Annotated in this window: 18 protein-coding genes; 16 read left to right on the forward strand and 2 right to left on the reverse strand. The window is 73.1% G+C overall.

Annotated features, from left to right (window positions below; all coding sequences use genetic code 11):
* The 12 genes from Sco07f_RS25355 to Sco07f_RS25410 all read left to right on the forward strand — a co-directional run bounded on the left by Sco07f_RS25355 (nucleotide 1) and on the right by Sco07f_RS25410 (nucleotide 14,949).
* Nucleotides 1-1,287, forward strand: a complete 1,287-nt coding sequence (locus Sco07f_RS25355; protein WP_108989278.1) for a dihydroorotase — start codon at nucleotides 1-3, stop codon at nucleotides 1,285-1,287.
* On the forward strand, nucleotides 1,284-1,859 hold the full coding sequence (locus Sco07f_RS25360) for a PH-like domain-containing protein (protein WP_007447528.1): 576 nt from the start codon (nucleotides 1,284-1,286) through the stop codon (nucleotides 1,857-1,859). The genes Sco07f_RS25355 and Sco07f_RS25360 overlap by 4 nt, the downstream gene beginning before the upstream one ends.
* On the forward strand, nucleotides 1,856-3,025 hold the full coding sequence (gene carA, locus Sco07f_RS25365) for a glutamine-hydrolyzing carbamoyl-phosphate synthase small subunit (protein ID WP_108989279.1): 1,170 nt from the start codon (nucleotides 1,856-1,858) through the stop codon (nucleotides 3,023-3,025). Before Sco07f_RS25360 ends, carA begins: the two co-directional genes overlap by 4 nt.
* On the forward strand, nucleotides 3,018-6,326 hold the full coding sequence (carB, locus tag Sco07f_RS25370) for a carbamoyl-phosphate synthase large subunit (protein ID WP_108989280.1): 3,309 nt from the start codon (nucleotides 3,018-3,020) through the stop codon (nucleotides 6,324-6,326). The genes carA and carB overlap by 8 nt, the downstream gene beginning before the upstream one ends.
* A 51-nt stretch (nucleotides 6,327-6,377) precedes the next feature.
* The gene (locus Sco07f_RS25375; RefSeq protein ID WP_007447522.1) at nucleotides 6,378-7,484 is read left to right on the forward strand and encodes a quinone-dependent dihydroorotate dehydrogenase; all 1,107 of its coding nucleotides are present in this window, start codon (nucleotides 6,378-6,380) and stop codon (nucleotides 7,482-7,484) included.
* Complete coding sequence (pyrF, locus tag Sco07f_RS25380) at nucleotides 7,481-8,326, forward strand: orotidine-5'-phosphate decarboxylase (RefSeq protein WP_007447515.1); 846 nt, start codon at nucleotides 7,481-7,483, stop codon at nucleotides 8,324-8,326. The genes Sco07f_RS25375 and pyrF overlap by 4 nt, the downstream gene beginning before the upstream one ends.
* Before the next feature lie 223 nt (nucleotides 8,327-8,549).
* On the forward strand, nucleotides 8,550-8,873 hold the full coding sequence (locus tag Sco07f_RS25385; protein ID WP_003977346.1) for an integration host factor: 324 nt from the start codon (nucleotides 8,550-8,552) through the stop codon (nucleotides 8,871-8,873).
* 37 nt (nucleotides 8,874-8,910) lie between these two features.
* Nucleotides 8,911-9,504: a guanylate kinase gene (gene gmk, locus Sco07f_RS25390; protein ID WP_007447514.1), complete on the forward strand. Its 594-nt coding sequence runs from the start codon at nucleotides 8,911-8,913 to the stop codon at nucleotides 9,502-9,504.
* A gap of 62 nt (nucleotides 9,505-9,566) precedes the next feature.
* Nucleotides 9,567-9,839 (forward strand): DNA-directed RNA polymerase subunit omega, encoded by a 273-nt coding sequence (gene rpoZ, locus Sco07f_RS25395; protein ID WP_003977348.1) that lies wholly within the window; start codon nucleotides 9,567-9,569, stop codon nucleotides 9,837-9,839.
* A gap of 173 nt (nucleotides 9,840-10,012) precedes the next feature.
* Complete coding sequence (coaBC, locus tag Sco07f_RS25400; RefSeq protein ID WP_054101815.1) at nucleotides 10,013-11,215, forward strand: bifunctional phosphopantothenoylcysteine decarboxylase/phosphopantothenate--cysteine ligase CoaBC; 1,203 nt, start codon at nucleotides 10,013-10,015, stop codon at nucleotides 11,213-11,215.
* Nucleotides 11,216-11,466: 251 nt separating this feature from the next.
* Nucleotides 11,467-12,675, forward strand: coding sequence for a methionine adenosyltransferase (gene metK, locus Sco07f_RS25405; RefSeq protein ID WP_007447418.1), 1,209 nt, complete (start codon nucleotides 11,467-11,469; stop codon nucleotides 12,673-12,675).
* 123 nt (nucleotides 12,676-12,798) lie between these two features.
* Complete coding sequence (locus Sco07f_RS25410; protein WP_108989282.1) at nucleotides 12,799-14,949, forward strand: primosomal protein N'; 2,151 nt, start codon at nucleotides 12,799-12,801, stop codon at nucleotides 14,947-14,949.
* Nucleotides 14,950-15,041: 92 nt separating this feature from the next.
* On the opposite strand, the gene Sco07f_RS25415 is transcribed toward Sco07f_RS25410, so the two are convergent.
* Nucleotides 15,042-15,596 carry a hypothetical protein gene (locus Sco07f_RS25415; protein ID WP_087791978.1) on the reverse strand — a complete coding sequence of 185 codons (555 nt, stop codon included), beginning with the start codon at nucleotides 15,594-15,596 and terminating at the stop codon, nucleotides 15,042-15,044.
* A gap of 307 nt (nucleotides 15,597-15,903) precedes the next feature.
* Here Sco07f_RS25415 and fmt point away from each other — a divergent pair, with 307 nt between their 5' ends.
* Both fmt and Sco07f_RS25425 read left to right on the forward strand, forming a co-directional pair.
* Complete coding sequence (fmt, locus tag Sco07f_RS25420; protein WP_054101812.1) at nucleotides 15,904-16,836, forward strand: methionyl-tRNA formyltransferase; 933 nt, start codon at nucleotides 15,904-15,906, stop codon at nucleotides 16,834-16,836.
* A gap of 127 nt (nucleotides 16,837-16,963) precedes the next feature.
* On the forward strand, nucleotides 16,964-18,382 hold the full coding sequence (locus Sco07f_RS25425; protein ID WP_108989283.1) for an RsmB/NOP family class I SAM-dependent RNA methyltransferase: 1,419 nt from the start codon (nucleotides 16,964-16,966) through the stop codon (nucleotides 18,380-18,382).
* A 58-nt stretch (nucleotides 18,383-18,440) separates the two neighbouring features.
* Here Sco07f_RS25425 and Sco07f_RS25430 read toward each other — a convergent pair whose 3' ends face one another.
* Complete coding sequence (locus Sco07f_RS25430) at nucleotides 18,441-18,737, reverse strand: trypco2 family protein (protein ID WP_174855406.1); 297 nt, start codon at nucleotides 18,735-18,737, stop codon at nucleotides 18,441-18,443.
* A gap of 75 nt (nucleotides 18,738-18,812) precedes the next feature.
* Here Sco07f_RS25430 and Sco07f_RS25435 point away from each other — a divergent pair, with 75 nt between their 5' ends.
* On the forward strand, nucleotides 18,813-20,816 hold the full coding sequence (locus Sco07f_RS25435; RefSeq protein WP_244942145.1) for a S1 family peptidase: 2,004 nt from the start codon (nucleotides 18,813-18,815) through the stop codon (nucleotides 20,814-20,816).
* A gap of 49 nt (nucleotides 20,817-20,865) precedes the next feature.
* A complete protein-coding gene (locus Sco07f_RS25445; RefSeq protein ID WP_167468221.1) occupies nucleotides 20,866-23,259 on the forward strand; it encodes a tetratricopeptide repeat protein in 2,394 nt (797 codons plus the stop codon).
* Nucleotides 23,260-23,442: the final 183 nt, after the last annotated feature.

The raw sequence follows: 23,442 nt of genomic DNA on the forward strand, positions 1-23,442 counted from the left end.
ATGAGCAAGACCCTGATCCGCGGTGCGAAGGTGCTCGGCGGCGTGCCGCAGGACGTGCTGATCGACGACGGCGTCATCGAGGTGGTCGGCCCCGGCCTGTCCGCCGAGGGCGCCGAGGTGGTCGAGGCCGCCGGCAAGGTGCTGCTGCCCGGCCTGGTCGACCTCCACACCCACCTGCGCGAGCCCGGCCGTGAGGACTCCGAGACCGTCCTCACCGGCACCCGCGCCGCGGCGAGCGGCGGTTACACCAGCGTCTTCGCCATGGCCAACACCTTCCCGGTCGCCGACACCGCCGGCGTCGTCGAGCAGGTCTGGCGGCTCGGCCAGGAGTCCGGCTACTGCGACGTGCAGCCCATCGGCGCCGTCACCGTCGGCCTGGAGGGCGCCAAGCTCGCCGAGCTGGGCGCCATGCACGAGTCCGCGGCCGGCGTCACCGTCTTCTCCGACGACGGCAAGTGCGTCCACGACGCCGTGATCATGCGCCGCGCCCTGGAGTACGTGAAGGCCTTCGGCGGCGTCGTCGCCCAGCACGCCCAGGAACCCCGGCTGACCGAGGGCGCCCAGATGAACGAGGGCGTCGTCTCCGCCGAGCTGGGCCTCGGCGGCTGGCCCGCCGTCGCCGAGGAGTCGATCATCGCGCGGGACGTGCTGCTCGCCGAGCACGTCGGCTCCCGCGTCCACATCTGCCACCTGTCGACCGCCGGGTCGGTCGAGATCGTCCGCTGGGCCAAGTCCCGCGGCATCGACGTCACCGCCGAGGTCACCCCGCACCACCTCCTCCTCACCGACGAGCTGGTCCGGTCGTACAACCCGGTCTACAAGGTCAACCCGCCGCTGCGCACCGAGCGTGACGTCCTGGCCCTGCGCGAGGCGCTCGCCGACGGCACGATCGACATCGTCGCCACCGACCACGCCCCGCACCCGCACGAGGACAAGGACTGCGAGTGGGCCGCCGCCGCCATGGGCATGGTCGGCCTGGAGACCGCGCTGTCGGTGGTGCAGGAGACCATGGTGGACACGGGCCTGCTGGACTGGGCGGGCGTCGCCGACCGCATGTCCGTCACGCCCGCGCGGATCGGACGGGCCACCGGACACGGCCGTCCCGTCTCGGCCGGTGAGCCCGCCAACCTCACCCTGGTCGACACGGAATACCGTGGCGGGGTGGACCCCGCGGGCTTCGCCTCGCGCAGCCGCAACACCCCCTACGAGGGTCGTGAGCTGCCGGGCCGTGTGACGCACACGTGGCTGCGGGGCCAGGCCACGCTCGTCGACGGGAAGCTCACGTGACATCTGTAGCACCGGTAATCCTGCTGGCCGCCGAGAAGGAATCGGCGGAAGTGACCGACTGGGCCGCCCGCGTCGGCTGGGTCGTCGGCCTCGGCCTGTTCGTCGCGCTCGTCTACTGGCTCATGCGCGAGGGCTGGAAGTGGCGCGGCACCCTCCAGAGCGACCTGCCGGCCCTCCCCGCCGCGCCGGACTCGCCCGGCCGGGCGAAACTGACGATGAGCGGCCGCTACCACGGCTCCACCACCGCGGGGCAGTGGCTGGACCGCATCGTCGCGCACGGCCTGGGCACCCGCAGCCGGGTCGAGCTGACCCTGACCGACGCGGGACTGGACGTCGTACGGCCCGGCGCCGCCGACTTCTTCGTCCCCGTCGCCGCGCTGCGCGAGGCCCGGCTGGACAAGGGCATCGCCGGCAAGGTCCTCACCGAGGGCGGCCTGCTCGTCGTCACCTGGGCCCACGGCGACAAGCTGATCGACTCCGGCTTCCGCTCCGACCACGCGGCCGAGCACAACGAGTGGGTCGACACCCTGAACGACATGATCAACAAGACGGAAACGGAAGGCGCACGATGACGACCTCCACCAGGGGAGCCCACCGGACTCCCGCCGTACTCGTCCTGGAGGACGGCCGGACCTTCCGCGGCCGTGCCTACGGGGCCGTGGGGGCGACCTTCGGCGAAGCCGTGTTCTCCACCGGCATGACCGGCTACCAGGAGACCCTCACCGACCCGTCGTACCACCGCCAGGTCGTCGTCATGACCGCCCCGCACATCGGGAACACCGGCATCAACGACGAGGACATGGAGTCCAGGAAGATCTGGGTCTCCGGCTACGTGGTGCGCGACCCCGCGCGCGTGCCCTCCAACTGGCGCTCGACGCGCTCCCTCGACGAGGAGTTGGCCGCCCAGGGCGTCGTCGGCATCTCCGGCATCGACACCCGCGCCCTCACCCGCCACCTGCGCGAGCGCGGCGCCATGCGCGTCGGCATCTTCTCCGGCAACGCGCTGCCCGACGAGGGCACCATGCTCGCCGAGGTCCGCCAGGCCCCCGAGATGAGCGGCGCCGACCTCTCCGCCGAGGTCGCCACCACCGAGGCGTACGTCGTCCCGGCGATCGGCCCCGACGGCGAAGCCGTCCCGATCGGCACCGCGAAGTTCACCGTCGCCGCGATCGACCTCGGCATCAAGGGCATGACCCCGCACCGGATGGCCGAGCGCGGCATCGAGGTACACGTGCTGCCCGCCACGGCCACCGTCGAGGACGTCTACGCCGCCGACCCGGACGGCGTGTTCTTCTCCAACGGCCCCGGCGACCCGTCCACCGCCGACCACCCGGTCTCCGTCATGCGGGGCGTCCTGGAGCGCGGCACCCCGCTCTTCGGCATCTGCTTCGGCAACCAGATCCTGGGCCGCGCCCTCGGCTTCGGCACCTTCAAGCTGAAGTACGGCCACCGCGGCATCAACCAGCCCGTGCAGGACCGTACGACCGGCAAGGTCGAGGTCACCGCGCACAACCACGGATTCGCCGTCGACGCCCCGCTCGACAAGGTCTCCGACACCCCCTACGGCCGCGCCGAGGTCTCCCACGTCTGCCTCAACGACAACGTGGTGGAGGGCCTCCAGCTCCTCGACAAGCCGGCCTTCAGCGTCCAGTACCACCCCGAAGCGGCAGCGGGCCCGCACGACGCCGCCTACCTGTTCGACCGCTTCGTGAACCTCATGGAGGGCCAGCGTGCCTAAGCGCACCGATATCCAGTCCGTCCTGGTCATCGGCTCCGGCCCGATCGTCATCGGCCAGGCCGCCGAGTTCGACTACTCCGGCACCCAGGCGTGCCGCGTGCTCAAGGCCGAGGGCCTGCGCGTCGTCCTGGTCAACTCCAACCCGGCGACGATCATGACCGACCCGGAGATCGCCGACGCCACCTACGTCGAGCCGATCACGCCCGAGTTCGTCGAGAAGATCATCGCCAAGGAGCGCCCCGACGCCCTTCTGCCCACCCTGGGCGGCCAGACGGCCCTCAACACGGCCATCTCGCTGCACGGCAACGGTGTCCTGGAGAAGTACGGCGTCGAGCTGATCGGCGCCAATGTGGAGGCCATCAACAAGGGCGAGGACCGCGACCTGTTCAAGGAGGTCGTCGAGGAGGTCCGCAAGAAGACCGGCCACGGCGAGTCCGCCCGGTCCTACATCTGCCACTCCATGGACGACGTCCTCAAGGGCGTCGACGCGCTCGGCGGCTACCCCGTCGTCGTCCGCCCCTCCTTCACCATGGGCGGCGCAGGGTCCGGCTTCGCCCACGACGAGGAGGAGCTGCGCCGCATCGCCGGCCAGGGCCTCACCCTCTCGCCGACCACCGAGGTGCTCCTGGAGGAGTCCATCCTCGGCTGGAAGGAGTACGAGCTGGAGCTGATGCGCGACAAGAACGACAACGTCGTGGTCGTCTGCTCCATCGAGAACTTCGACCCCATGGGCGTGCACACCGGCGACTCGATCACCGTGGCGCCCGCGATGACGCTCACCGACCGCGAGTACCAGGTGCTGCGCGACGTCGGCATCGCCATCATCCGCGAGGTCGGCGTCGACACCGGCGGCTGCAACATCCAGTTCGCGGTGAACCCCGAGGACGGTCGCGTGATCGTCATCGAGATGAACCCGCGCGTGTCGCGCTCCTCGGCCCTCGCATCCAAGGCGACCGGCTTCCCCATCGCCAAGATCGCCGCGAAGCTCGCCGTCGGCTACACCCTCGACGAGATCCCGAACGACATCACGCGGGAGACCCCGGCCTCCTTCGAGCCCACGCTGGACTACGTGGTCGTCAAGGCACCGCGCTTCGCCTTCGAGAAGTTCCCGAGCGCCGACTCCACCCTCACCACCACCATGAAGTCGGTCGGCGAGGCCATGGCCATCGGCCGCAACTTCACCGAGGCCTTCCAGAAGGCGCTGCGCTCGCTGGAGAAGAAGGGCAGCCAGTTCACCTTCGTCGGCGAGCCCGGCGACAAGCTGGAGCTGCTGCGCGAGGCCGTGCGGCCCACCGACGGGCGCATCAACGCCGTCATGCAGGCCATCCGCGCGGGCGCCACGCCCGAGGAGGTCTTCGAGCACACCAAGATCGACCCGTGGTTCGTCGACCAGCTCTTCCTCATCAAGGAGATCGCCGACGAGATCGCCGGGGCCCGCGAGCTGACCGCCGACCTGCTCACCGAGGCCAAGCGGCACGGCTTCTCCGACCAGCAGATCGCCGAGATCAGCGGCCTGGGCGAGGACGTGGTCCGCCAGGTGCGGCACGCGCTCGGCGTCCGCCCGGTCTACAAGACCGTCGACACCTGCGCCGCCGAGTTCGCCGCCCGGACGCCGTACTTCTACTCCTCCTACGACGAGGAGACCGAGGTCGCGTCCCGCGAGAAGCCCGCGGTGATCATCCTGGGCTCCGGGCCCAACCGGATCGGCCAGGGCATCGAGTTCGACTACTCCTGCGTCCACGCCTCCTTCGCGCTGTCCGACGCCGGGTACGAGACCGTGATGGTCAACTGCAACCCGGAGACCGTCTCCACCGACTACGACACCTCCGACCGGCTCTACTTTGAGCCGCTCACCCTGGAGGACGTCCTGGAGATCGTCCACGCCGAGCAGCAGGCCGGTCCCGTCGCGGGCGTGATCGTCCAGCTCGGCGGCCAGACCCCGCTGGGCCTGTCCCAGGCGCTCAAGGACAACGGCGTGCCGATCGTCGGCACCTCCCCGGAGGCCATCCACGCCGCCGAGGACCGCGGCGCCTTCGGCCGGGTCCTCGCCGAGGCCGGGCTCCCGGCCCCCAAGCACGGCACCGCCACCACCTTCGCCGAGGCCAAGGCCATCGCCGACGAGATCGGCTACCCGGTCCTGGTGCGGCCCTCCTACGTGCTCGGCGGACGCGGCATGGAGATCGTCTACGACGAGACGCGCCTGGAGGCGTACATCGCCGAGTCGACCGAGATCAGCCCGTCCCGGCCGGTCCTGGTCGACCGCTTCCTGGACGACGCCATCGAGATCGACGTCGACGCCCTGTACGACGGCGAGGAGCTGTACCTGGGCGGCGTTATGGAGCACATCGAGGAGGCCGGCATCCACTCCGGCGACTCGGCGTGCGCCCTGCCCCCCATCACGCTCGGCGGCTTCGACATCAAGCGGCTGCGCACCTCCACCGAGGGCATCGCCAAGGGCGTCGGCGTACGCGGCCTGATCAACATCCAGTTCGCGATGGCCGGGGACATCCTCTACGTCCTGGAGGCCAACCCCCGCGCCTCCCGCACCGTCCCCTTCACCTCGAAGGCGACGGCGGTGCCGCTGGCCAAGGCCGCCGCCCGCATCTCGCTGGGCGCGACCATCGCCGAGTTGCGTGCCGAGGGCCTGCTCCCGGCGAGCGGCGACGGCGGCACCCTGCCGCTGGACGCGCCGATCTCCGTCAAGGAGGCCGTGATGCCGTGGTCCCGCTTCCGGGACATCCACGGCCGCGGCGTCGACACGGTGCTCGGCCCGGAGATGCGCTCCACCGGCGAGGTCATGGGCATCGACTCCGTCTTCGGCACGGCCTACGCCAAGTCGCAGGCGGGCGCCTACGGGCCGCTGCCGACCAAGGGCCGCGCCTTCATCTCGGTCGCCAACCGCGACAAGCGCTCGATGATCTTCCCGGCGCGCGAGCTGGTCGCCCACGGCTTCGAGCTGATGGCCACCTCCGGCACCGCCGAGGTCCTCAAGCGCAACGGCATCAACGCCACCGTCGTGCGCAAGCAGTCCGAGGGCACCGGCCCGAACGGCGAGAAGACCATCGTCCAGCTCATCCACGACGGCGAGGTCGACCTGATCGTCAACACGCCGTACGGCACCGGCGGCCGCCTCGACGGCTACGACATCCGTACGGCGGCCGTGGCCCGCTCCGTGCCCTGCCTGACGACGGTCCAGGCGCTGGCGGCGGCGGTCCAGGGCATCGACGCCCTCAACCACGGCGACGTGGGAGTGCGCTCACTCCAGGAACACGCCGAATTCCTGACCGCGGCCCGCGACTAGCAGCCCCGAGGGGGACACCGGAAACGGTGTCCCCCTCTTCATGAGGACACCATGTACAAGATCTTCTTTTCTCTCGTCTTCAAGCGGATGGACCCGGAGGCGGCCCACCACCTCGCCTTCCGCTGGATCCGCCTGGCCGTCCGCGTCCCCGTCCTGCGGACCTTCGTCGCCGCCGCGCTCGCGCCCCGGTACGAGGAACTGCGCACCGAGGCCCTGGGCCTGCGGATGCACGGCCCCTTCGGTCTCGCCGCCGGCTTCGACAAGAACGCCGTCGCGATCGACGGCATGGCGATGCTCGGCTTCGACCACGTCGAGATCGGCACCGTCACCGGCGAGCCCCAGCCCGGCAACCCCAAGAAGCGGCTGTTCCGCCTGGTGGGCGACCGCGCGCTGATCAACCGCATGGGCTTCAACAACGACGGCTCGCTCGCCGTAGCGGCCCGGCTGGCCTCCCGCACGCCCGTCCTCCGGACCGTCGTCGGCGTCAACATCGGCAAGACCAAGGTCGTCCCCGAGGAGGAGGCCGTCGGCGACTACGTGAAGTCCGCCGAGCGGCTCGCCCCGCACGCCGACTACCTGGTCGTCAACGTCTCCTCGCCCAACACGCCCGGCCTGCGCAACCTCCAGGCGACCGAGGCGCTGCGCCCGCTGCTGAGCGCGGTCCGCGAGGCCGCCGACCGCGCGGTGACCGCCCGGCGTGTCCCGCTCCTGGTCAAGATCGCGCCCGACCTCGCCGACGAGGACGTGGACGCGGTCGCCGACCTGGCCGTTGAGCTGGGCCTGGACGGCATCATCGCCACCAACACCACCATCGCGCGCGAGGGCCTCGGCCTGACCTCGTCGCCCGCCCTTGTCGGGGAGACCGGCGGGCTGTCCGGCGCCCCCCTCAAGGCGCGCTCCCTGGAGGTGCTGCGCCGCCTCTACGCGCGCGTGGGCGACCGGATCACCCTGGTCGGCGTCGGGGGCGTCGAAACGGCCGAGGACGCCTGGGAGCGCATCCTGGCCGGTGCCACGCTGGTCCAGGGCTACAGCGCCTTCATCTACGAGGGGCCCTTCTGGGGCCGCGCGATCCACAAGGGGCTCGCCGCGCGCCTGCGGCAGAGCCCGTACGCCACCCTCGCCGACGCGGTCGGCGCCGACGTGAGGAAGCACGCATGACGGTTCTGGAGCCCTTCGGCGCCCGGCTGCGCCACGCGATGGACGAGCGCGGTCCCCTGTGCGTCGGCATCGACCCGCACGCCTCCCTGCTCGCCGAGTGGGGCCTGAACGACGACGTGGCCGGCCTGGAGCGTTTCAGCCGCACCGTCGTGGAGGCGGTGGCCGACCGGGTCGCCGTCCTCAAGCCGCAGAGCGCCTTCTTCGAGCGGTTCGGCTCGCGCGGCGTCGCGGTGCTGGAGACGTCGGTCCAGGAGGCGCGGGCGGCCGGTGCGCTGGTCGTCATGGACGCCAAGCGCGGCGACATCGGCTCGACGATGGCCGCGTACGCCGAGTCGTTCCTGCACAAGGACGCGCCGCTGTTCTCGGACGCGCTGACCGTCTCCCCGTACCTCGGTTACGGCTCCCTGAAGCCGGCCGTCGACCTGGCGCGCGAGAGCGGCGCGGGCCTGTTCGTGCTGGCGCTGACCTCCAACCCGGAGGGCGGCGAGGTCCAGCACGCGGTCCGGGGCGACGGACGCGGCGTCGGGGCGACGATGCTGGCGCACCTGGCCGCCGAGAACGCGGGGGAGGAGCCGCTCGGCTCCTTCGGCGCGGTGGTCGGTGCCACACTCGGTGACCTGTCCTCGTACGACCTGGGCATCAACGGTCCGCTGCTGGCGCCGGGCATCGGAGCCCAGGGGGCCACGCCCGCGGACCTGCCGCGCGTGTTCGGTGCCGCGGTGCGCGACGTGGTGCCGAGCGTCAGCCGGGGTGTCCTTCGTCACGGTCCGGATGTGGCCGCGTTGCGGACGGCCGCCGACCGTTTCGCGGCGGAGATCCGGACCGCGGTCACGGCGTCCTGACCCTGGATACATCCTCAAATCAGAGGGAGTATGTCCTAAATGTCCGGCCTGACGGAGGCTGACCAGGACTTTTCCGCTGTTCTCGCTGACTCTGGCGGACTTGACCGCTAGTCTCCGTCGAGAGTCAACGGGCAAGCGTGTTGCTCGTGGCTCACCAGGTGAGGGGCGACTAGGTTCCTCACCGGTCCGTATCCGACAGTTCGACATCCGAGGTGACGTAGGCGTGGCTCTTCCGCCCCTTACCCCTGAACAGCGCGCAGCCGCGCTCGAAAAGGCCGCCGCGGCTCGCCGGGAGCGGGCCGAGGTCAAGAATCGACTCAAGCACTCCGGCGCCTCCCTCCACGAGGTCATCAAGCAGGGTCAGGAGAACGACGTCATCGGCAAGATGAAGGTCTCCGCCCTCCTCGAGTCCCTGCCGGGCGTGGGCAAAGTCCGCGCCAAGCAGATCATGGAGCGACTGGGCATCTCCGAGAGCCGCCGCGTGCGCGGTCTCGGGTCCAACCAGATCGCGTCCCTGGAGCGCGAGTTCGGCAGCACCGGCAGCTGAGTCCGGACCACTCCGGGATTGCTGGAATAATCGCTGCATGGCTGCAACACCCCGGGGGACGTCCCCCGTACCCCCGGACGCACGTCCGCGGCTGACCGTGCTCTCCGGCCCCTCGGGGGTCGGCAAGAGCACGGTCGTCGCCCATATGCGCAAGGAACACCCCGAGGTATGGCTGTCGGTCTCGGCGACGACCCGCAGGCCACGCCCCGGCGAGCAGCACGGTGTCCACTACTTCTTCGTCAGCGACGAGGAGATGGACAAGCTGATCGCCAACGGTGAGCTGCTGGAGTGGGCCGAGTTCGCCGGCAACCGCTACGGCACGCCGCGTGCGGCCGTGCTGGAGCGCCTGGAGGCCGGTGAGCCGGTGCTCCTGGAGATCGACCTCCAGGGTGCGCGGCAGGTCCGCGAGTCCATGCCCGAGGCCCGGCTGGTGTTCCTGGCCCCGCCCTCCTGGGACGAGCTGGTGCGCAGGCTCACCGGCCGGGGCACCGAACCGCCCGAGGTGATCGAGCGCCGCCTCGCCGCGGCCAAGGTCGAGCTGGCGGCCGAGCCGGAGTTCGACCAGACCCTGGTGAACACCTCCGTCGAGGACGTGGCGCGCGAGCTGCTAGCCTTGACGAACGTCGTGTGATCGTTACAGGTCACCCTGCGGTCATCCCGACAGAATCTTTCCCATCCATCGGAAGGTAGAGCGTGTCCTCTTCCATCTCCGCGCCCGAGGGCATCATCAACCCGCCGATCGACGAGCTCCTCGAGGCCACGGACTCGAAGTACAGCCTCGTGATCTACGCGGCCAAGCGGGCCCGCCAGATCAACGCGTACTACTCGCAGCTCGGCGAGGGCCTCCTCGAGTACGTGGGTCCGCTCGTCGACACCCACGTCCACGAGAAGCCGCTCTCGATCGCCCTGCGCGAGATCAACGCGGGGCTGCTGACCTCCGAGGCCATCGAGGGTCCGGCGCAGTAACACCGGCAACATCGGCGGTAGTATCTTCAGCCTTACGCTGACTTATCCACAGGCCCGGCAGCCCGACTGTCGGGCCTGTGGTGTGTGATGGGACGTACGCGCCGTCCGGGCGCAGTTCCAACGCGTCGTCCGGGCGCGTGGTCCGAGCGCGTTATCCGAGCCGGGGAGAGACGGTGGACAAGCCGAAGGTCGTTCTGGGGGTCAGTGGCGGCATCGCCGCGTACAAGGCCTGTGAGCTGCTGCGCAGACTCACCGAGTCGGGGCACGAGGTCCGCGTCGTCCCCACCGCCTCCGCACTGCACTTCGTGGGCGCCGCCACCTGGTCCGCCCTGTCCGGCAACCCCGTCTCGACCGAGGTCTGGGACGACGTCCACGAGGTCCCGCACGTGCGCATCGGCCAGCACGCCGACCTGGTCGTCGTCGCCCCGGCCACCGCCGACATGCTCGCCAAGGCGGCCCACGGCCTGGCCGACGACCTGCTCACCAACACCCTGCTCACGGCCCGCTGCCCCGTCGTCTTCGCCCCCGCCATGCACACCGAGATGTGGGAGCACCCGGCCACCCAGGAGAACGTGGCGACGCTGCGCCGCCGCGGCGCCGTGGTGATCGAGCCCGCCGTCGGCCGCCTCACCGGCGTCGACACCGGCAAGGGCCGGCTGCCCGACCCGGGCGAGATCTTCGAGGTCTGCCGCCGCGTCCTCGCCCGCGGGGTGCGCGAGCCCGACCTCGCCGGACGGCACGTGGTCGTCAGCGCCGGCGGCACCCGGGAGCCCCTCGACCCGGTCCGCTTCCTCGGCAACCGCTCCTCCGGCAAGCAGGGCTACGCCCTCGCCCGCACCGCGGCCGCCCGCGGCGCCCGCGTCACGCTCGTCTCGGCGAACGCCTCGATGCCGGCCCCGGCCGGCGTGGACGTGGTGCCGGTCGGCACGGCGGTGGAGCTGCGCGAGGCGATGCTGCGCGCAGCGGCCGACGCCGACGCCGTGGTCATGGCCGCGGCGGTGGCGGACTTCCGGCCCGCGGCCTACGCCACCGGGAAGATCAAGAAGAAGGACGGCGAGGAACCCGCACCGATCACCCTGGTGCGCAATCCGGACATCCTCGCGGAGCTCTCCGCACCCCGGGCCCGCGCGGGGCAGGTGGTCGTCGGCTTCGCCGCCGAGACCGACGACGTCCTGGCCAACGGCAGGGCCAAGCTGAAGCGCAAGGGCTGCGACCTCCTCGTGGTGAACGAGGTGGGGGAGCGCAAGACCTTCGGCTCCGAGGAGAACGAGGCGGTGGTCCTGGGCGCCGACGGCAGTGAGACGCCGGTCGCCCACGGACCGAAGGAAGCCCTGGCCGACGCGGTGTGGGACCTCGTCGCCCGGCGGCTGGAGTGAATGACCCATTTGCTCGAAGGAGCAGCGAAGACGACGCAGAAGAAGGCGCATTCGAGCGTGGCGCCCCTGGCCAAGGGCGCTTTCTTCTGGGCAGAATGCGCGTGCCGCAGGTCACAGCCCTCCCGAGAGCTGAGACAGGTGGGCCCGCGGCAGAGTGCGACCGATAAACTGTTCTCGGACGTCGCCGGGTGCAGCTCCCCGTGCCGTCCACCAATGATCAGCCAGCAGCCGCTGCAACCCCAGGGAGCGTTGTGTCCCGTCGCCTGTTCACCTCGGAGTCCGTGACCGAAGGTCACCCCGACAAGATCGCTGACCAGATCAGCGACACGATTCTCGACGCGCTTCTGCGTGAGGACCCGACCTCCAGGGTCGCCGTCGAAACCTTGATCACCACCGGTCTGGTGCACGTGGCCGGAGAGGTCACCACCAAGGCCTACGCGGACATCGCCAACCTCGTCCGCGGCAAGATCCTGGACATCGGCTACGACTCCTCCAAGAAGGGCTTCGACGGAGCCTCCTGCGGCGTCTCGGTCTCCATCGGCGCCCAGTCCCCGGACATCGCGCAGGGTGTCGACACCGCGTACGAGAACCGCGTGGAGGGCGACGAGGACGAGCTGGACCGCCAGGGCGCCGGCGACCAGGGCCTGATGTTCGGCTACGCCTCCGACGAGACGCCCACGCTGATGCCGCTGCCGGTCTTCCTGGCGCACCGCCTGTCCAAGCGCCTGTCCGAGGTCCGCAAGAACGGCACCATCCCCTACCTGCGTCCGGACGGCAAGACCCAGGTCACCATCGAGTACGACGGCGACAAGGCGGTCCGGCTGGACACCGTCGTCGTCTCCTCGCAGCACGCGAGCGACATCGACCTCGAGTCGCTGCTGGCCCCGGACATCAAGGAGTTCGTCGTCGAGCCGGAGCTGAAGGCGCTCCTCGAGGACGGCATCAAGATCGACACGGAGAACTACCGTCTCCTGGTCAACCCGACCGGCCGCTTCGAGATCGGCGGCCCGATGGGCGACGCCGGTCTGACCGGCCGCAAGATCATCATCGACACCTACGGCGGCATGGCCCGCCACGGCGGTGGCGCCTTCTCCGGCAAGGACCCGTCGAAGGTGGACCGCTCCGCGGCCTACGCGATGCGCTGGGTCGCCAAGAACGTCGTGGCCGCGGGCCTCGCCGCCCGCTGCGAGGTCCAGGTCGCCTACGCCATCGGCAAGGCCGAGCCGGTCGGCCTGTTCGTGGAGACCTTCGGCACCGCCAAGGTCGAGCCGGAGAAGATCGAGAAGGCGATCGACGAGGTCTTCGACCTGCGTCCGGCCGCCATCATCCGCGACCTCGACCTGCTCCGCCCGATCTACGCCCAGACCGCCGCCTACGGCCACTTCGGCCGTGAGCTGCCGGACTTCACCTGGGAGCGCACCGACCGCGTCGACGCGCTGCGCGAGGCCGCCGGCCTGTAAGGATCCGGGGCCCCGTCGCCCCTTGTGACAGCTGAGGCCCGGTGCCCCCGGAGGGGGCGCCGGGCCTCGTCACATGGAGCCGGTCCCGGCGGTGTTGTCAGTGGTCTTTGCGAGAATGCAGGCGTGAGCAGCGAGAACGGACCGGAGCAGGGCGGCGCGCAGGACGCGCCGCCCGAGCAGCTCGCGCTCATCCGGGAGACGGTGCGCAGGACGCAGACACCCCGCGCCAAGCCGCGCACCTGGCGTGGGGCCGCGCTCGCCAAGGAGCTGCCGGTCGCCCGGGTCCTCGTCGACAAGGGCGTGCTCCACCTCGACCGGTACTTCGACTACGCCGTGCCCGAGGAGCTGGACGCCGAGGCCCAGCCCGGTGTGCGGGTGCGGGTGCGCTTCGGGGCCGGACGCCACCGGGTGCGGGACGGGCGGCGCGAGGGCGGCGGGCTCATCGACGGCTTCCTCGTCGAGCGGCTCGCCGAGTCCGACTACGCGGGACCCCTGGCGGCACTGGCCCAGGTCGTCTCACCCGAGCGGATCCTCGACGAGGAGCTGCTCGGCCTGGTCCGGTCGGTCGCAGACCGGTACGCGGGCAGCGTCGCGGACGTCCTCCAGCTTGCCGTCCCCCCGCGCAACGCCCGCGCCGAGAAGCGGGAGTCGCCGCAGCCGCTGCCCGCCCCGCCGGTGCCCGAGCCGGGCTCGTGGGCGCGGTACGAGCAGGGGGCGGCGTTCGTGGCCGCCCTGGCCTCCGGGGGAGCACCGCGGGCGGTGTGGAACGCGTTGCCCGGTCCGCACTGGGCCGAGGAGCTCGCGCGGGCCGTGGCGGCCACGCTGGCCTCCGGCCGGGGCGCCCTCGTCGTCCTGCCGGACGGGCGGGCGGTCGCCCGCGCCGACGCCGCGCTCACCGCGCTCCTGGGCGAGGGACGGCACGCGGTGCTCACGGCCGACGCCGGTCCCGAGAAGCGGTACGCACAGTGGCTGGCGGTGCGCCGGGGCGCCGTACGGGCCGTGGTCGGGACCAGGGGCGCCATGTTCGCGCCGGTGCGCGACCTCGGTCTGGTCGCCCTGTGGGACGACGGCGACGACAGTCACAGCGAGCCGCACGCGCCGCAGCCGCACGCGCGCGAGGTACTGCTGCTGCGCGCGGCCCAGGACCGCTGCGCCTTCCTGCTGGGCGGCTGGAGCTGCACCGTGGACGCCGCCCAGCTCGTGGAGACCGGCTGGGCCCGGCCCCTGGTCGCCACCCGCGAGCAGGTAAGGGGCGCCGCCCCGCTGGTGCGGACCGTGGGGGACCAGGACCTGGCCCGGGACGAGGCCGCCCGTGCCGCGCGCCTGCCCACCCTCGCCTGGCAGGCCGTCAGGGAAGGGCTGCGGCACGGACCGGTGCTCGTGCAGGTGCCCCGACGGGGTTACGTGCCCCGGATGGCCTGCGCGGCGTGCCGGACGCCCGCGCGGTGCCGGCACTGCTCGGGGCCGCTGGAGGGGCAGGAGTCCGCCTCCGCCCTGCGGTGCGGCTGGTGCGGGCGCGAGGAGGGCGCCTGGCACTGCCCGGAGTGCGGCGCCTTCCGGCTGCGTGCGCAGGTCGTGGGCGCCCGGCGCACCGCGGAGGAGCTGGGGCGGGCCTTCCCGGCCGTGCCCGTGCGCACCTCCGGACGCGAGCACGTGCTGGACACCGTGTCCGGGGCCCCCGCGCTGATCGTGAGTACTCCGGGGGCCGAACCGGTCGCCGAGGGCGGCTACGCGGCGGCGCTGCTGCTCGACGGCTGGGCCATGCTCGGCAGGCCCGACCTGCGGTCCGGCGAGGACGCGCTGCGGCGCTGGCTGGCCGCCGCCGCCCTGGTACGTCCGCAGAGCGCCGGGGGCACCGTCGTCGCGGTCGCCGAGCCGACGCTGCGGCCGGTGCAGGCGCTGGTGCGCTGGGACCCGGTCGGACACGCGCTGCGTGAGCTCGCCGAACGGGCGGAGCTGGGCTTCCCCCCGGTGTCGCGGATGGCGGCCGTGGCGGGGCCGCCGGAGGCGGTCGGCGGTTTCCTCGACGCGGTCGAACTGCCGCCGGAGGCGGAGGTGCTCGGCCCCGTGCCCCTGCCGGTCACGGCGGCGGGGCGGCCGCGGCGGGTGGGCGCGCCGCCGCCCGGGGAGCACTGGGAGCGGGCACTGGTCCGGGTGCCGCCGGGGCGCGGGGCGGCGCTGGCCGGTGCGCTGAAGGCCGCCCAGGCGACGCGGACGGCACGCGGGAGCGACACGGCGGTGTGGGTGCGCATCGATCCGCCCGACATCGGGTGAGCGGCGCACATGCCGACGCCCCGCCTTCCCGGAGATGCGCCGGGATGACGGGGCGACCGTTGTGCGTCGGCCGGCGTGGGCCGCGTCGTGGGTCAGCCGTTGCGCGGGCCGGGGAAGGCGGTCGGGCGGACCTCGTCGCGCAGGGACGGGCTGCCCGAGGTCGGCTGGGTCGGCATGGACCGGGCCGCCGGGACCGTGGGCACCGCAGGGAGCCCCGAGCCCACGTTGACCGGGCGGGTGCCCGTCGGCTCCGGTGCGTGCTCGCCGGCCTCGGCCGCGGGCGCCGCCGTCTGGGCCGCGGCGCGCCGGGAGCCGTAGCGCCGGTGCACCGCCTGCTTGGTCACGCCGAGCGCGGAGCCCACCGCGTCCCACGAGAAGCCGAGCGAACGGTCGAAGTCCACGGCGGCCGTGACCAGGGTCTCGACACTGTCCCGCAGCTCCTGGGCGAGGCGGACGGTCGGGGCGGGGGCGCGCCCGTAGACGACGAAGCCCGTGGAGGGGCCGGAGCGGCGCGGGCGGTAGACGTTGCCCAACTGGGCGGTGAGGGTGCGCAGTGCGTCCACCTGCCGGCGGACCCGCTCGATGTCCCGCACCAGCAAGTGCAGGCTGGCCCGAGCCTGGGCGTCGTGGGTTGCGTGGTCGGCCATGAACAAGCCTCTCGAACCGGCGTTGAAAGGGGTCGGGCCGCGCGGGCGGCCCGGTGTGTCAACTCTTCCTTGACCAACGTGCGGGTGCGGGGTTGGTCACGGGGTGGGGGCGTGGGGGATTCTTCGTGCGCCCCCTCGGCCTTCGGCCCCGGGAGGTCTCCCGCCCGCGCACCACTCGTTTCCAGTCGGACGAGAAGCCGAGCTCTCCCGCGGGGGTACTGGGCCGTCGGCGGCTTTCCGTCGGTTGACGGCTCGTAGACTGGTGCGTCGCCCGCAACCGCCCCCGCCCGAGAGGCCCGTCCCACCCATGAAGCTCGTCTTCGCCGGCACCCCCGAGGTCGCCGTTCCCGCCCTGGACGCCCTGATCGCCTCCGGGCGTCACGAGGTGGCCGCCGTCGTCACGCGGCCCGACGCTCCGGCCGGGCGGGGGCGCCGGCTGGTCGCCTCGCCCGTGGCCGAGCGGGCCGAGGAGGCGGGCATCGAGGTGCTCAAGCCCGCGAAGCCGCGCGACCCCGCGTTCCTGGAGCGGCTGCGGGAGATCGCGCCCGACTGCTGCCCCGTCGTCGCCTACGGCGCCCTGCTGCCCCGCGTCGCCCTGGACGTGCCCGCCCGCGGCTGGGTCAACCTGCACTTCTCGCTGCTGCCCGCCTGGCGCGGCGCAGCCCCCGTACAGCACTCGCTGATGGCGGGCGACGAGATCACCGGCGCGTCCACCTTCCTGATCGAGGAGGGCCTGGACTCCGGCCCCGTGTACGGGACGGTCACCGAGACCGTCCGCCCCACCGACACCAGCGGCGACCTGCTGACCCGGCTGGCCTTCGCCGGCGCCGGGCTGCTCGCGGCCACCATGGACGGTATCGAGGACGGCAGCCTGAAGGCCGTACCGCAGCCGGCCGAGGGCGTCACCCTCGCGCCGAAGATCACCGTCGAGGACGCCCGCGTCGACTGGACCGCCCCCGCGCTGCGCGTCGACCGGGTGGTGCGCGGCTGCACCCCGGCCCCCGGCGCCTGGACCACCTTCCGGGGCGAGCGGCTCAAGCTCGTACAGGCCGTGCCGCTGCCCGACCGCACGGACCTCGCCCCGGGGCAGCTCGCCGCCGGGAAGAACAACGTGTACGTCGGCACCGGCTCGCACGCCGTCGAGCTGCTGTGGGTGCAGGCCCAGGGCAAGAAGCCGATGCGGGCCGCGGACTGGGCGCGCGGCGCGCGGATCACCGAGGGCGAGCTGCTCGGCGGCTGACCCGGGCCCGAGCGGCTCCCGGCCTCCCGACCTCCCAGCCTCCCGGCCTCCGCCTCACCGTTTTCCGTTCACCGGCCCGGCGTACGCTGGTGAGCGCACTTCACCCCACACCCGGAGCACCTTTTTCGTGAGCGAACAGCCCCGCCGTCCCCGCAAGCCGTACCGCAGGCCCCAGAAGGACCCCGTCCGCCTCCTCGCCTTCGAGGCGCTCAGGGCCGTGGACGAGCGCGACGCGTACGCCAACCTCGTCCTGCCGCCGCTGCTGCGCAAGGCACGGGAGAAGGAGGGCCCCGAGAAGTTCGACGCCCGGGACGCCGCCCTCGCCACCGAGCTGGTCTACGGGACGCTGCGCCGGCAGGGGACGTACGACGCGATCATCGCGGACTGCGTGGACCGGCCGCTGCGCGAGGTCGACCCGCCGGTGCTCGACGTGCTCAGCCTGGGTGTGCACCAGCTGCTCGGGACGCGTATCCCGAGCCACGCCGCCGTCTCCGCCTCCGTGGAGCTGGCGCGGGTCGTGCTCGGGGACGGGCGGGCCAAGTTCGTCAACGCCGTGCTGCGCAAGGTGGCCCGGGACGACCTCGACGGGTGGCTGGAGCGGGTCGCCCCGCCCTACGACGAGGACCCCGAGGACCACCTGGCCGTCGTGCACTCGCACCCGCGCTGGGTCGTCTCCGCGCTGTGGGACTCGCTGGGCGGCGGCCGGGCCGGCATCGAGGAGCTGCTGGCCGCCGACAACGAACGCCCCGAGGTCACGCTCGTCGCGCGGCCGGGCCGGGCCACCCCCGAGGAGCTGCTCGGTGAGGAGGCCGCCGTACCGGGGCGCTGGTCGCCGTACGCCGTGCGGCTGAGCGAGGGCGGTGAGCCCGGGGCCGTCGAGGCCGTGCGGGAGGGCCGCGCCGGGGTGCAGGACGAGGGCAGCCAGCTGGTCGCCCTGGCCCTCGCCAACGCGCCGCTGGACGGACCGGACCGGCGCTGGCTGGACGGCTGCGCGGGCCCGGGCGGCAAGGCCGCGCTCCTCGGTGCGCTCGCCGCCGAACGCGGCGCCTTCCTGCTCGCCTCCGAGAAGCAGCCGCACCGCGCCGGGCTCGTGGCCAGGGCGCTGGACGGCAATCCCGGCCCGTACCAGGTCATCGCCGCCGACGGGACCCGTCCCGCGTGGCGGCCGGGGAGCTTCGACCGCGTCCTGGTCGACGTGCCGTGCACCGGCCTGGGTGCCCTGCGGCGTCGTCCCGAGGCGCGCTGGCGGCGCCGCCCCGAGGACCTGGAGGGCTTCGCCCCGCTCCAGCGCGGGCTGCTGCGGGGTGCCCTGGAGGCCGTACGGGTCGGCGGCGTCGTCGCCTACGCGACCTGCTCGCCCCACCTCGCCGAGACCCGCGCCGTCGTCGCGGACGTCCTCAAGCAGCACCCCGGCACCGAGCTGCTCGACGCCCGGCCGCTGCTGCCCGGCGTTCCCGGCCTCGGCGAGGGACCCGACGTCCAGCTCTGGCCGCACCTGCACGGCACGGACGCCATGTACCTGGCGCTCGTGCGCCGCACCTCGTGACCGGCTCCGCGCCCCGGACCGGATCCGTTCCCCGGACCGGCTGCGCGCGTCAACACGCCTAGCGCCTGTTCACCTTCACCCGCTCCCCGCCCGCCAGCTCCGGTTTCAGGTCCACTTGGACCTGGTGGGTGGTCTGGTGGTCGACGGACCCGCCCAGTTCGGCCGTCACCACGCCGATCCGGAGGCCTCCCCGGCCGCTGCCGGTCCGGTGGACCTGCACGGTGAAGGTCAGGCTCACGTTCTCCACGGCGAAACCGAGGTCCCGGCCCTCCGCATCGGCGCGGGCCTCCTCCAGTTCGCCCCGGATCCGGCCGATCACCTCGGCCAGCCCCACGAAACCCGGTTCGTTCGTCAACTCGCCTCCGTACAGAGTTTGTTCACTCTTGCCGCAGCAGTATGCGACAGGAGCAGGCGCCCGTATAGTTCGCATATGGCTGCTGGCGGGGGAGATCCGGCCGCCTCGCCCATGAAGACACCGAGCTGGGCGGTGCGGATCAGGGGAGCGGACGGGGAGATCGCGGGGGCCGGCATTCTGCTGACCCCGGACCAGGTACTCACCTGCGCGCACGTCGTGGACCGCGCGGCGGACCGGCTCATGGCGGAGTTCGTCGGCGCGGCCGACCACAGCGTGCCCGCGGTGCGCGCCCGGGTGGACGGCACCGCGTACGTGCCGGAAACGCGGGACGCCGACGGCGACCCCAGCGGGGACGTGGCGCTGCTCCGGCTGGAGCGGCCCCGGCCTGCGGAGGAAACGGTACGGCTGCACCGGTTGTCGGCACCCGGCCGCGAAGTGCGCATGTACGGCTTCCCCTACGCCTACAACGGCGGCATCTGGTTCCGCTCCACCGTCGTGGGCGGCTGCGGGCGCGACGGGCAGGTGCAGCTGAGCCCGGTCAGCCCCGGTGAACTGGCCAGCCCCGGATGCAGCGGCGCGGGCGTCGCCGACAGCCGGACCGGCGAGGTCATCGGCATGGTGCTCAGCGGGCAGCTGGACCAGCACGGGAACCGGTTCTCCTTCATGAGTCCCGCCGAGACCATCGCCCGTCACCTGCCCCGGCTCAAGCCGCACATCCTGGGCCCCACGGCCGTCGACGAGCGGCTGCTCCCCACCGCCGACGGCGCCTCCCGGAACCTGCTCGACGAGCCGTTCGCCCAGCGCCTCGCCGCCTGGCTGCGCGACGACGGCAGCCAGGTGAAGATCAGTGTCGTCGAACCCGGCGACGCCGCGCGTGCGGCCACGTTGAGCCGCGCCATCACCCTCGCCGACCGGGAACTGCGCACCGCGGTCTCGATCGACCGCGCGTCGCTCGACCCGCCCGGCACCGTTCCGTCGGCGGGTGGCCACGACCTCGCCGTGGACGCGAGCGGGCTGACGGCCGCCGAGATCGCCGAGCGGATCGCCGAACGCATCGGCCTGTGGCAGCACCCGGAGGATCCCCCGCTCGACCGTATCCGCGCCTCCAAGACATCCCTCAACCTGGTCGTCGTCGGCGTCGACGAGGCGGCCGACCCGCCGTCCCTGCTGGACCTGCTGGACGTGCTGCGCGCCGGAGGCAGCCGCCTGCTGCTGGTCTTCCGCACGGCCGGCGACTGCCACCGCCGGGCCCGTGAGCGACTGCTCGCCCGGCCCGCGCGGGAGCGTCGCGCCCGGCTCGTCGAGCGGCTGCGGGACATCACCGGGCCGCTCGCCGAAGACCTGCACGAACGCCTGGCGGCCGTGGTCCCGCACGGCGTGCGCCCGCTCGACTCGGAACTGGTGGCCGCGCACGCCGCCCTGGCCGCCCTGCTGCGCACGGACGACGACCGGGAACGCGACGACGAGCCAGACGGCGACCGGCACCATGACAGGGACAGGGACAGGGACAGGGACCGGGACCGGGACCCGGACTGGCACCGCGACCGCGATTGGGGCGGCGACCGGGACAAAGACCGGCGGCATGACCGGGACCAAGACTGGCACCACGACCACGACCACGGCCCCGACCAAGACCGGCGGCGTGACCAGGACGTCGGTCTCGACCAGGACCGGTGGCAGGCCCGCGACCGCGACCGGGACCGGCAGCATGACCGCGACGACGACCCGGGCGAGGACCGCCGGAAGCCAGCCCGTGCCCCCGGTCGTGTCCCCGGGCACACTCCCGACCTCGACCGTTACGAGTTGCTGGCCGACCGGGTGGCCGGCCGGCTGAGGGCGGGCGTCGCGGAGCTCGACCGGCTTCGCGACCGGCGTGACGAACTCGCCGGGCGGCTGCGCGGCTATCACGTCCTGCACCAGCACTCCCTGGAGGGCGAGGAGGACCCGGCGGTGGACGACCTCTACCTGCGGGCCCACGCCCTGCTTCGGACCAGACCGTGCGACGTGCGCGCGGCGGAGGCGGCGGTGGACGCCTACACCCGGCGCGTCGAGGAGCACGGCGGGAGGGACGCGCGATGACGGCGAGAACTCCACCGACCGGCCCGCGACCGCACGGGGGGCTGCCGGGATGAGCGGAAGAGCCTGTGTCAGACCCGACTGCCAGGGCGGCCACATCATGGTCACCGGCTTCTGCGACACCTGCTTCCGCCGCCCCCTCGCCCCCGACCCCTCCTCGGCGCGGCCCGCCGCCCCCGCCCCGGACGGCTCCGCCGCACCGGCCGAACCCCCGCAGAACCCTGCCGCCCCGGCCGTCGGCGAGCTGGACCGTGACGGGCTCCTCGTCCTGCCGGCCCTGCCCTCCCCGGACCCCTCCGAGGCCGCCGACACCGTCGCCCGGCCCCCGACCGGTGGCCGGCGCTGCGGTGTCGCCAACTGCGCCGGCACCATCGGGGTCTCCTACGACGGCAGTCCCGCGCCCGACCACGGATTCTGCCCGCAGTGCGGTACGGAGTACTCGTTCCGGCCCAAGCTGCGCCCCGGCGACCGGGTGGGCGGGCACTACCAGGTGCTCGGCTACCTCGCGGTCGGCGGTCACGGCTGGGTCTACCTGGCCGAGGACACCCGCGTGCCCGGCCTGCACGTCGTCCTCAAGGGGCTGATCAACACCGGCGACGCCGTGGCCCGCCGGGCGGCGGTCGAGGAGCGCCGCTCGCTCACCACCCTCCACCACCGCGACATCGTCCGCATCGTCACCCACGTCCAGCACCGGGCGCCCGGCGACGCCGAGCCGACCGGCTACATCGTGATGGAGTACGTCGGCGGCCGCTCCCTCGCCTGGATCCGGTTCGCCCCCGAGGAGGACCTGGCGCGGCTGTTCGGTGCCGGCGGCCTCGAGTTCGGGCACGTCATCACGTACGGGTGCAAGATCCTCGGTGCCCTGGAGTACCTGCACGACCGGGGCCTGCTCTACTGCGACATGAAGCCCGAGAACGTCATCCACTACGGGCGCGAGATCAAGGTCATAGACCTGGGCGCCATCCGACGGATCGACGACCGCTCCTCCGGGCTCGTCCACACCCACGGCTACTCCCCGCCGAAGCGCGAACGCGACCTGCGCGGGCTCGACGTCGACAGCGACCTGTACACCGTCGGCCGGACCCTGAAAGTGCTCGCCGAGCGGGCCACCCGGCCCGCCGGACTGGCCGCCCGCTCGTTCGACGCGCTGATCCGGCGGGCCACCCACCACGACCCCGCCGCCCGGTTCCGTTCCGCGGCCGAGATGTCCCGCCAGCTGTGGGAGGTGCTGCGCGAGGACCAGGCGCTCGGCGGGCGGGAGCCGTACCCCGAGCGCTCCACCCGCTTCGAACCGACCGCGGCGGTCTTCGGCGCCGCGCTGGGCACGGTCCCGGCGCTCGAGTGGTGGACGCGGCGCCCGGGCGGTGAGGCACCGGAGCTGCCGGCCGGGGTCCCCGAGCCGCGGACGGTGGCCCGCGCGCTGCCGGTCCCCCTGCCCGACGCTTCGGACCCGGCGGCCGTACTGCTCGGCGGGCTCGCCGCGGACACCCCCGACCGCATCGCCGAACGCGCCCAGGGCGACCCGGCGCTGCGCACCGTGGAGACGGCGCTGTGGCTGTGCCGCGCCTACCTGGACGCCGGGAACGCGGCGCGGGCCGAGGAGTGGGTGGCGTGGGCCAAGGGGTGGAGCGACGACTACGACTGGCGGATCTTCTGGCACCGGGGACTGGTCCATCTCACCCGCGGTGCGGTGGACGGGGCGGAGGGCGAGTTCGCGGCCACGTACGAGGCGCTGCCCGGCGAGGTGGCGCCCAAGCTGGCGCTCGGGTACTGCGCCGAGTACCTGGCCGAGCGGCTCCGGGAGGCCGGCGTACGGGAGCCGGGCCTGCGGGAAGCCCGCCCGGTGGAGGCGCAGGCGGACGCGCAGGCGGCCGCACGGGCGGGGGCCCGTGCGGCGCAGGCCGAGGAGTTCTACGAGGCGGTCCTGCGGCGTGACCCCACCCAGGGCAGCGCCGCCTTCGGGCTGGCCCGGGTCCGGCTGCGCCGCGCGGGCCGGCGCCGGGCCGTCGGCGTACTGGACGGGGTGCCGACCACCTCCCGGCACTACGACGCCGCACGTGTCGCGGCGGTGCGGATCCTGGCCGCCCGGCTGCCCGGAGGGACCGGGCCGCTCGTCACCGAGCTGCGCGAGGCCGCCGAACGGCTGGCGGAGCTGCACCTGGACGGCAGCGGGTCCTGGGACCGGCTGGCGACCGAACTGCGCGAACACGCGCTGGCCTGCCGCCCGCCCGAAGGCTGGGGCAGCGGCTTCCCCGCCGGAGAGCTGTTCGGCCCCGAGGACAGCGAGGACGCGCTGCGCAGGCTGCTGTCCGGGTCGCTCCGGGACCTCGCCGACCAGGCGGGCAGCGCCGGCGAGCGCGGCGACCTGCTGGACACCGCGTACGCCGTCCTCCCGGCCCCGGCCGGGCTGCGCGAGCTGGCGCGGGGGTGGCGGCGTACGGCGTGAGGACGCGACGGGGCGGGACGGCGACGGCCTCGGGGAGGGAGCCGGGACGAAAGCGGCGGAGGGAACCGGGGACGAAAGCGGCGGAGGGAACCGGGGACGAAAGCGGCGGAGGGAGCCGGAGAAGGAAGCAGCGGAGGGAGACGGGGACGAACGCGGGCGCAGACGTGGGCGGGACGGGCGCAG

It is taken from the genome of Streptomyces coelicoflavus (genome assembly GCF_003112555.1).
In the GTDB taxonomy this organism is placed as follows: Bacteria; Actinomycetota; Actinomycetes; order Streptomycetales; family Streptomycetaceae; genus Streptomyces; species Streptomyces coelicoflavus.

Coding starts and splice junctions, on each gene's coding strand:
- Sco07f_RS25355 (WP_108989278.1), top strand. CDS start 1: ATGAGCAAGACCCTGATCCGCGGTGCGAAGGTGCTCGGCGGCGTGCCG.
- carA (WP_108989279.1), top strand. CDS start 1,856: ATGACGACCTCCACCAGGGGAGCCCACCGGACTCCCGCCGTACTCGTC.
- Sco07f_RS25375 (WP_007447522.1), top strand. CDS start 6,378: ATGTACAAGATCTTCTTTTCTCTCGTCTTCAAGCGGATGGACCCGGAG.
- pyrF (WP_007447515.1), top strand. CDS start 7,481: ATGACGGTTCTGGAGCCCTTCGGCGCCCGGCTGCGCCACGCGATGGAC.
- gmk (WP_007447514.1), top strand. CDS start 8,911: ATGGCTGCAACACCCCGGGGGACGTCCCCCGTACCCCCGGACGCACGT.
- Sco07f_RS25415 (WP_087791978.1), bottom strand. CDS start 15,596: ATGGCCGACCACGCAACCCACGACGCCCAGGCTCGGGCCAGCCTGCAC.
- fmt (WP_054101812.1), top strand. CDS start 15,904: ATGAAGCTCGTCTTCGCCGGCACCCCCGAGGTCGCCGTTCCCGCCCTG.
- Sco07f_RS25435 (WP_244942145.1), top strand. CDS start 18,813: ATGGCTGCTGGCGGGGGAGATCCGGCCGCCTCGCCCATGAAGACACCG.
- Sco07f_RS25445 (WP_167468221.1), top strand. CDS start 20,866: ATGAGCGGAAGAGCCTGTGTCAGACCCGACTGCCAGGGCGGCCACATC.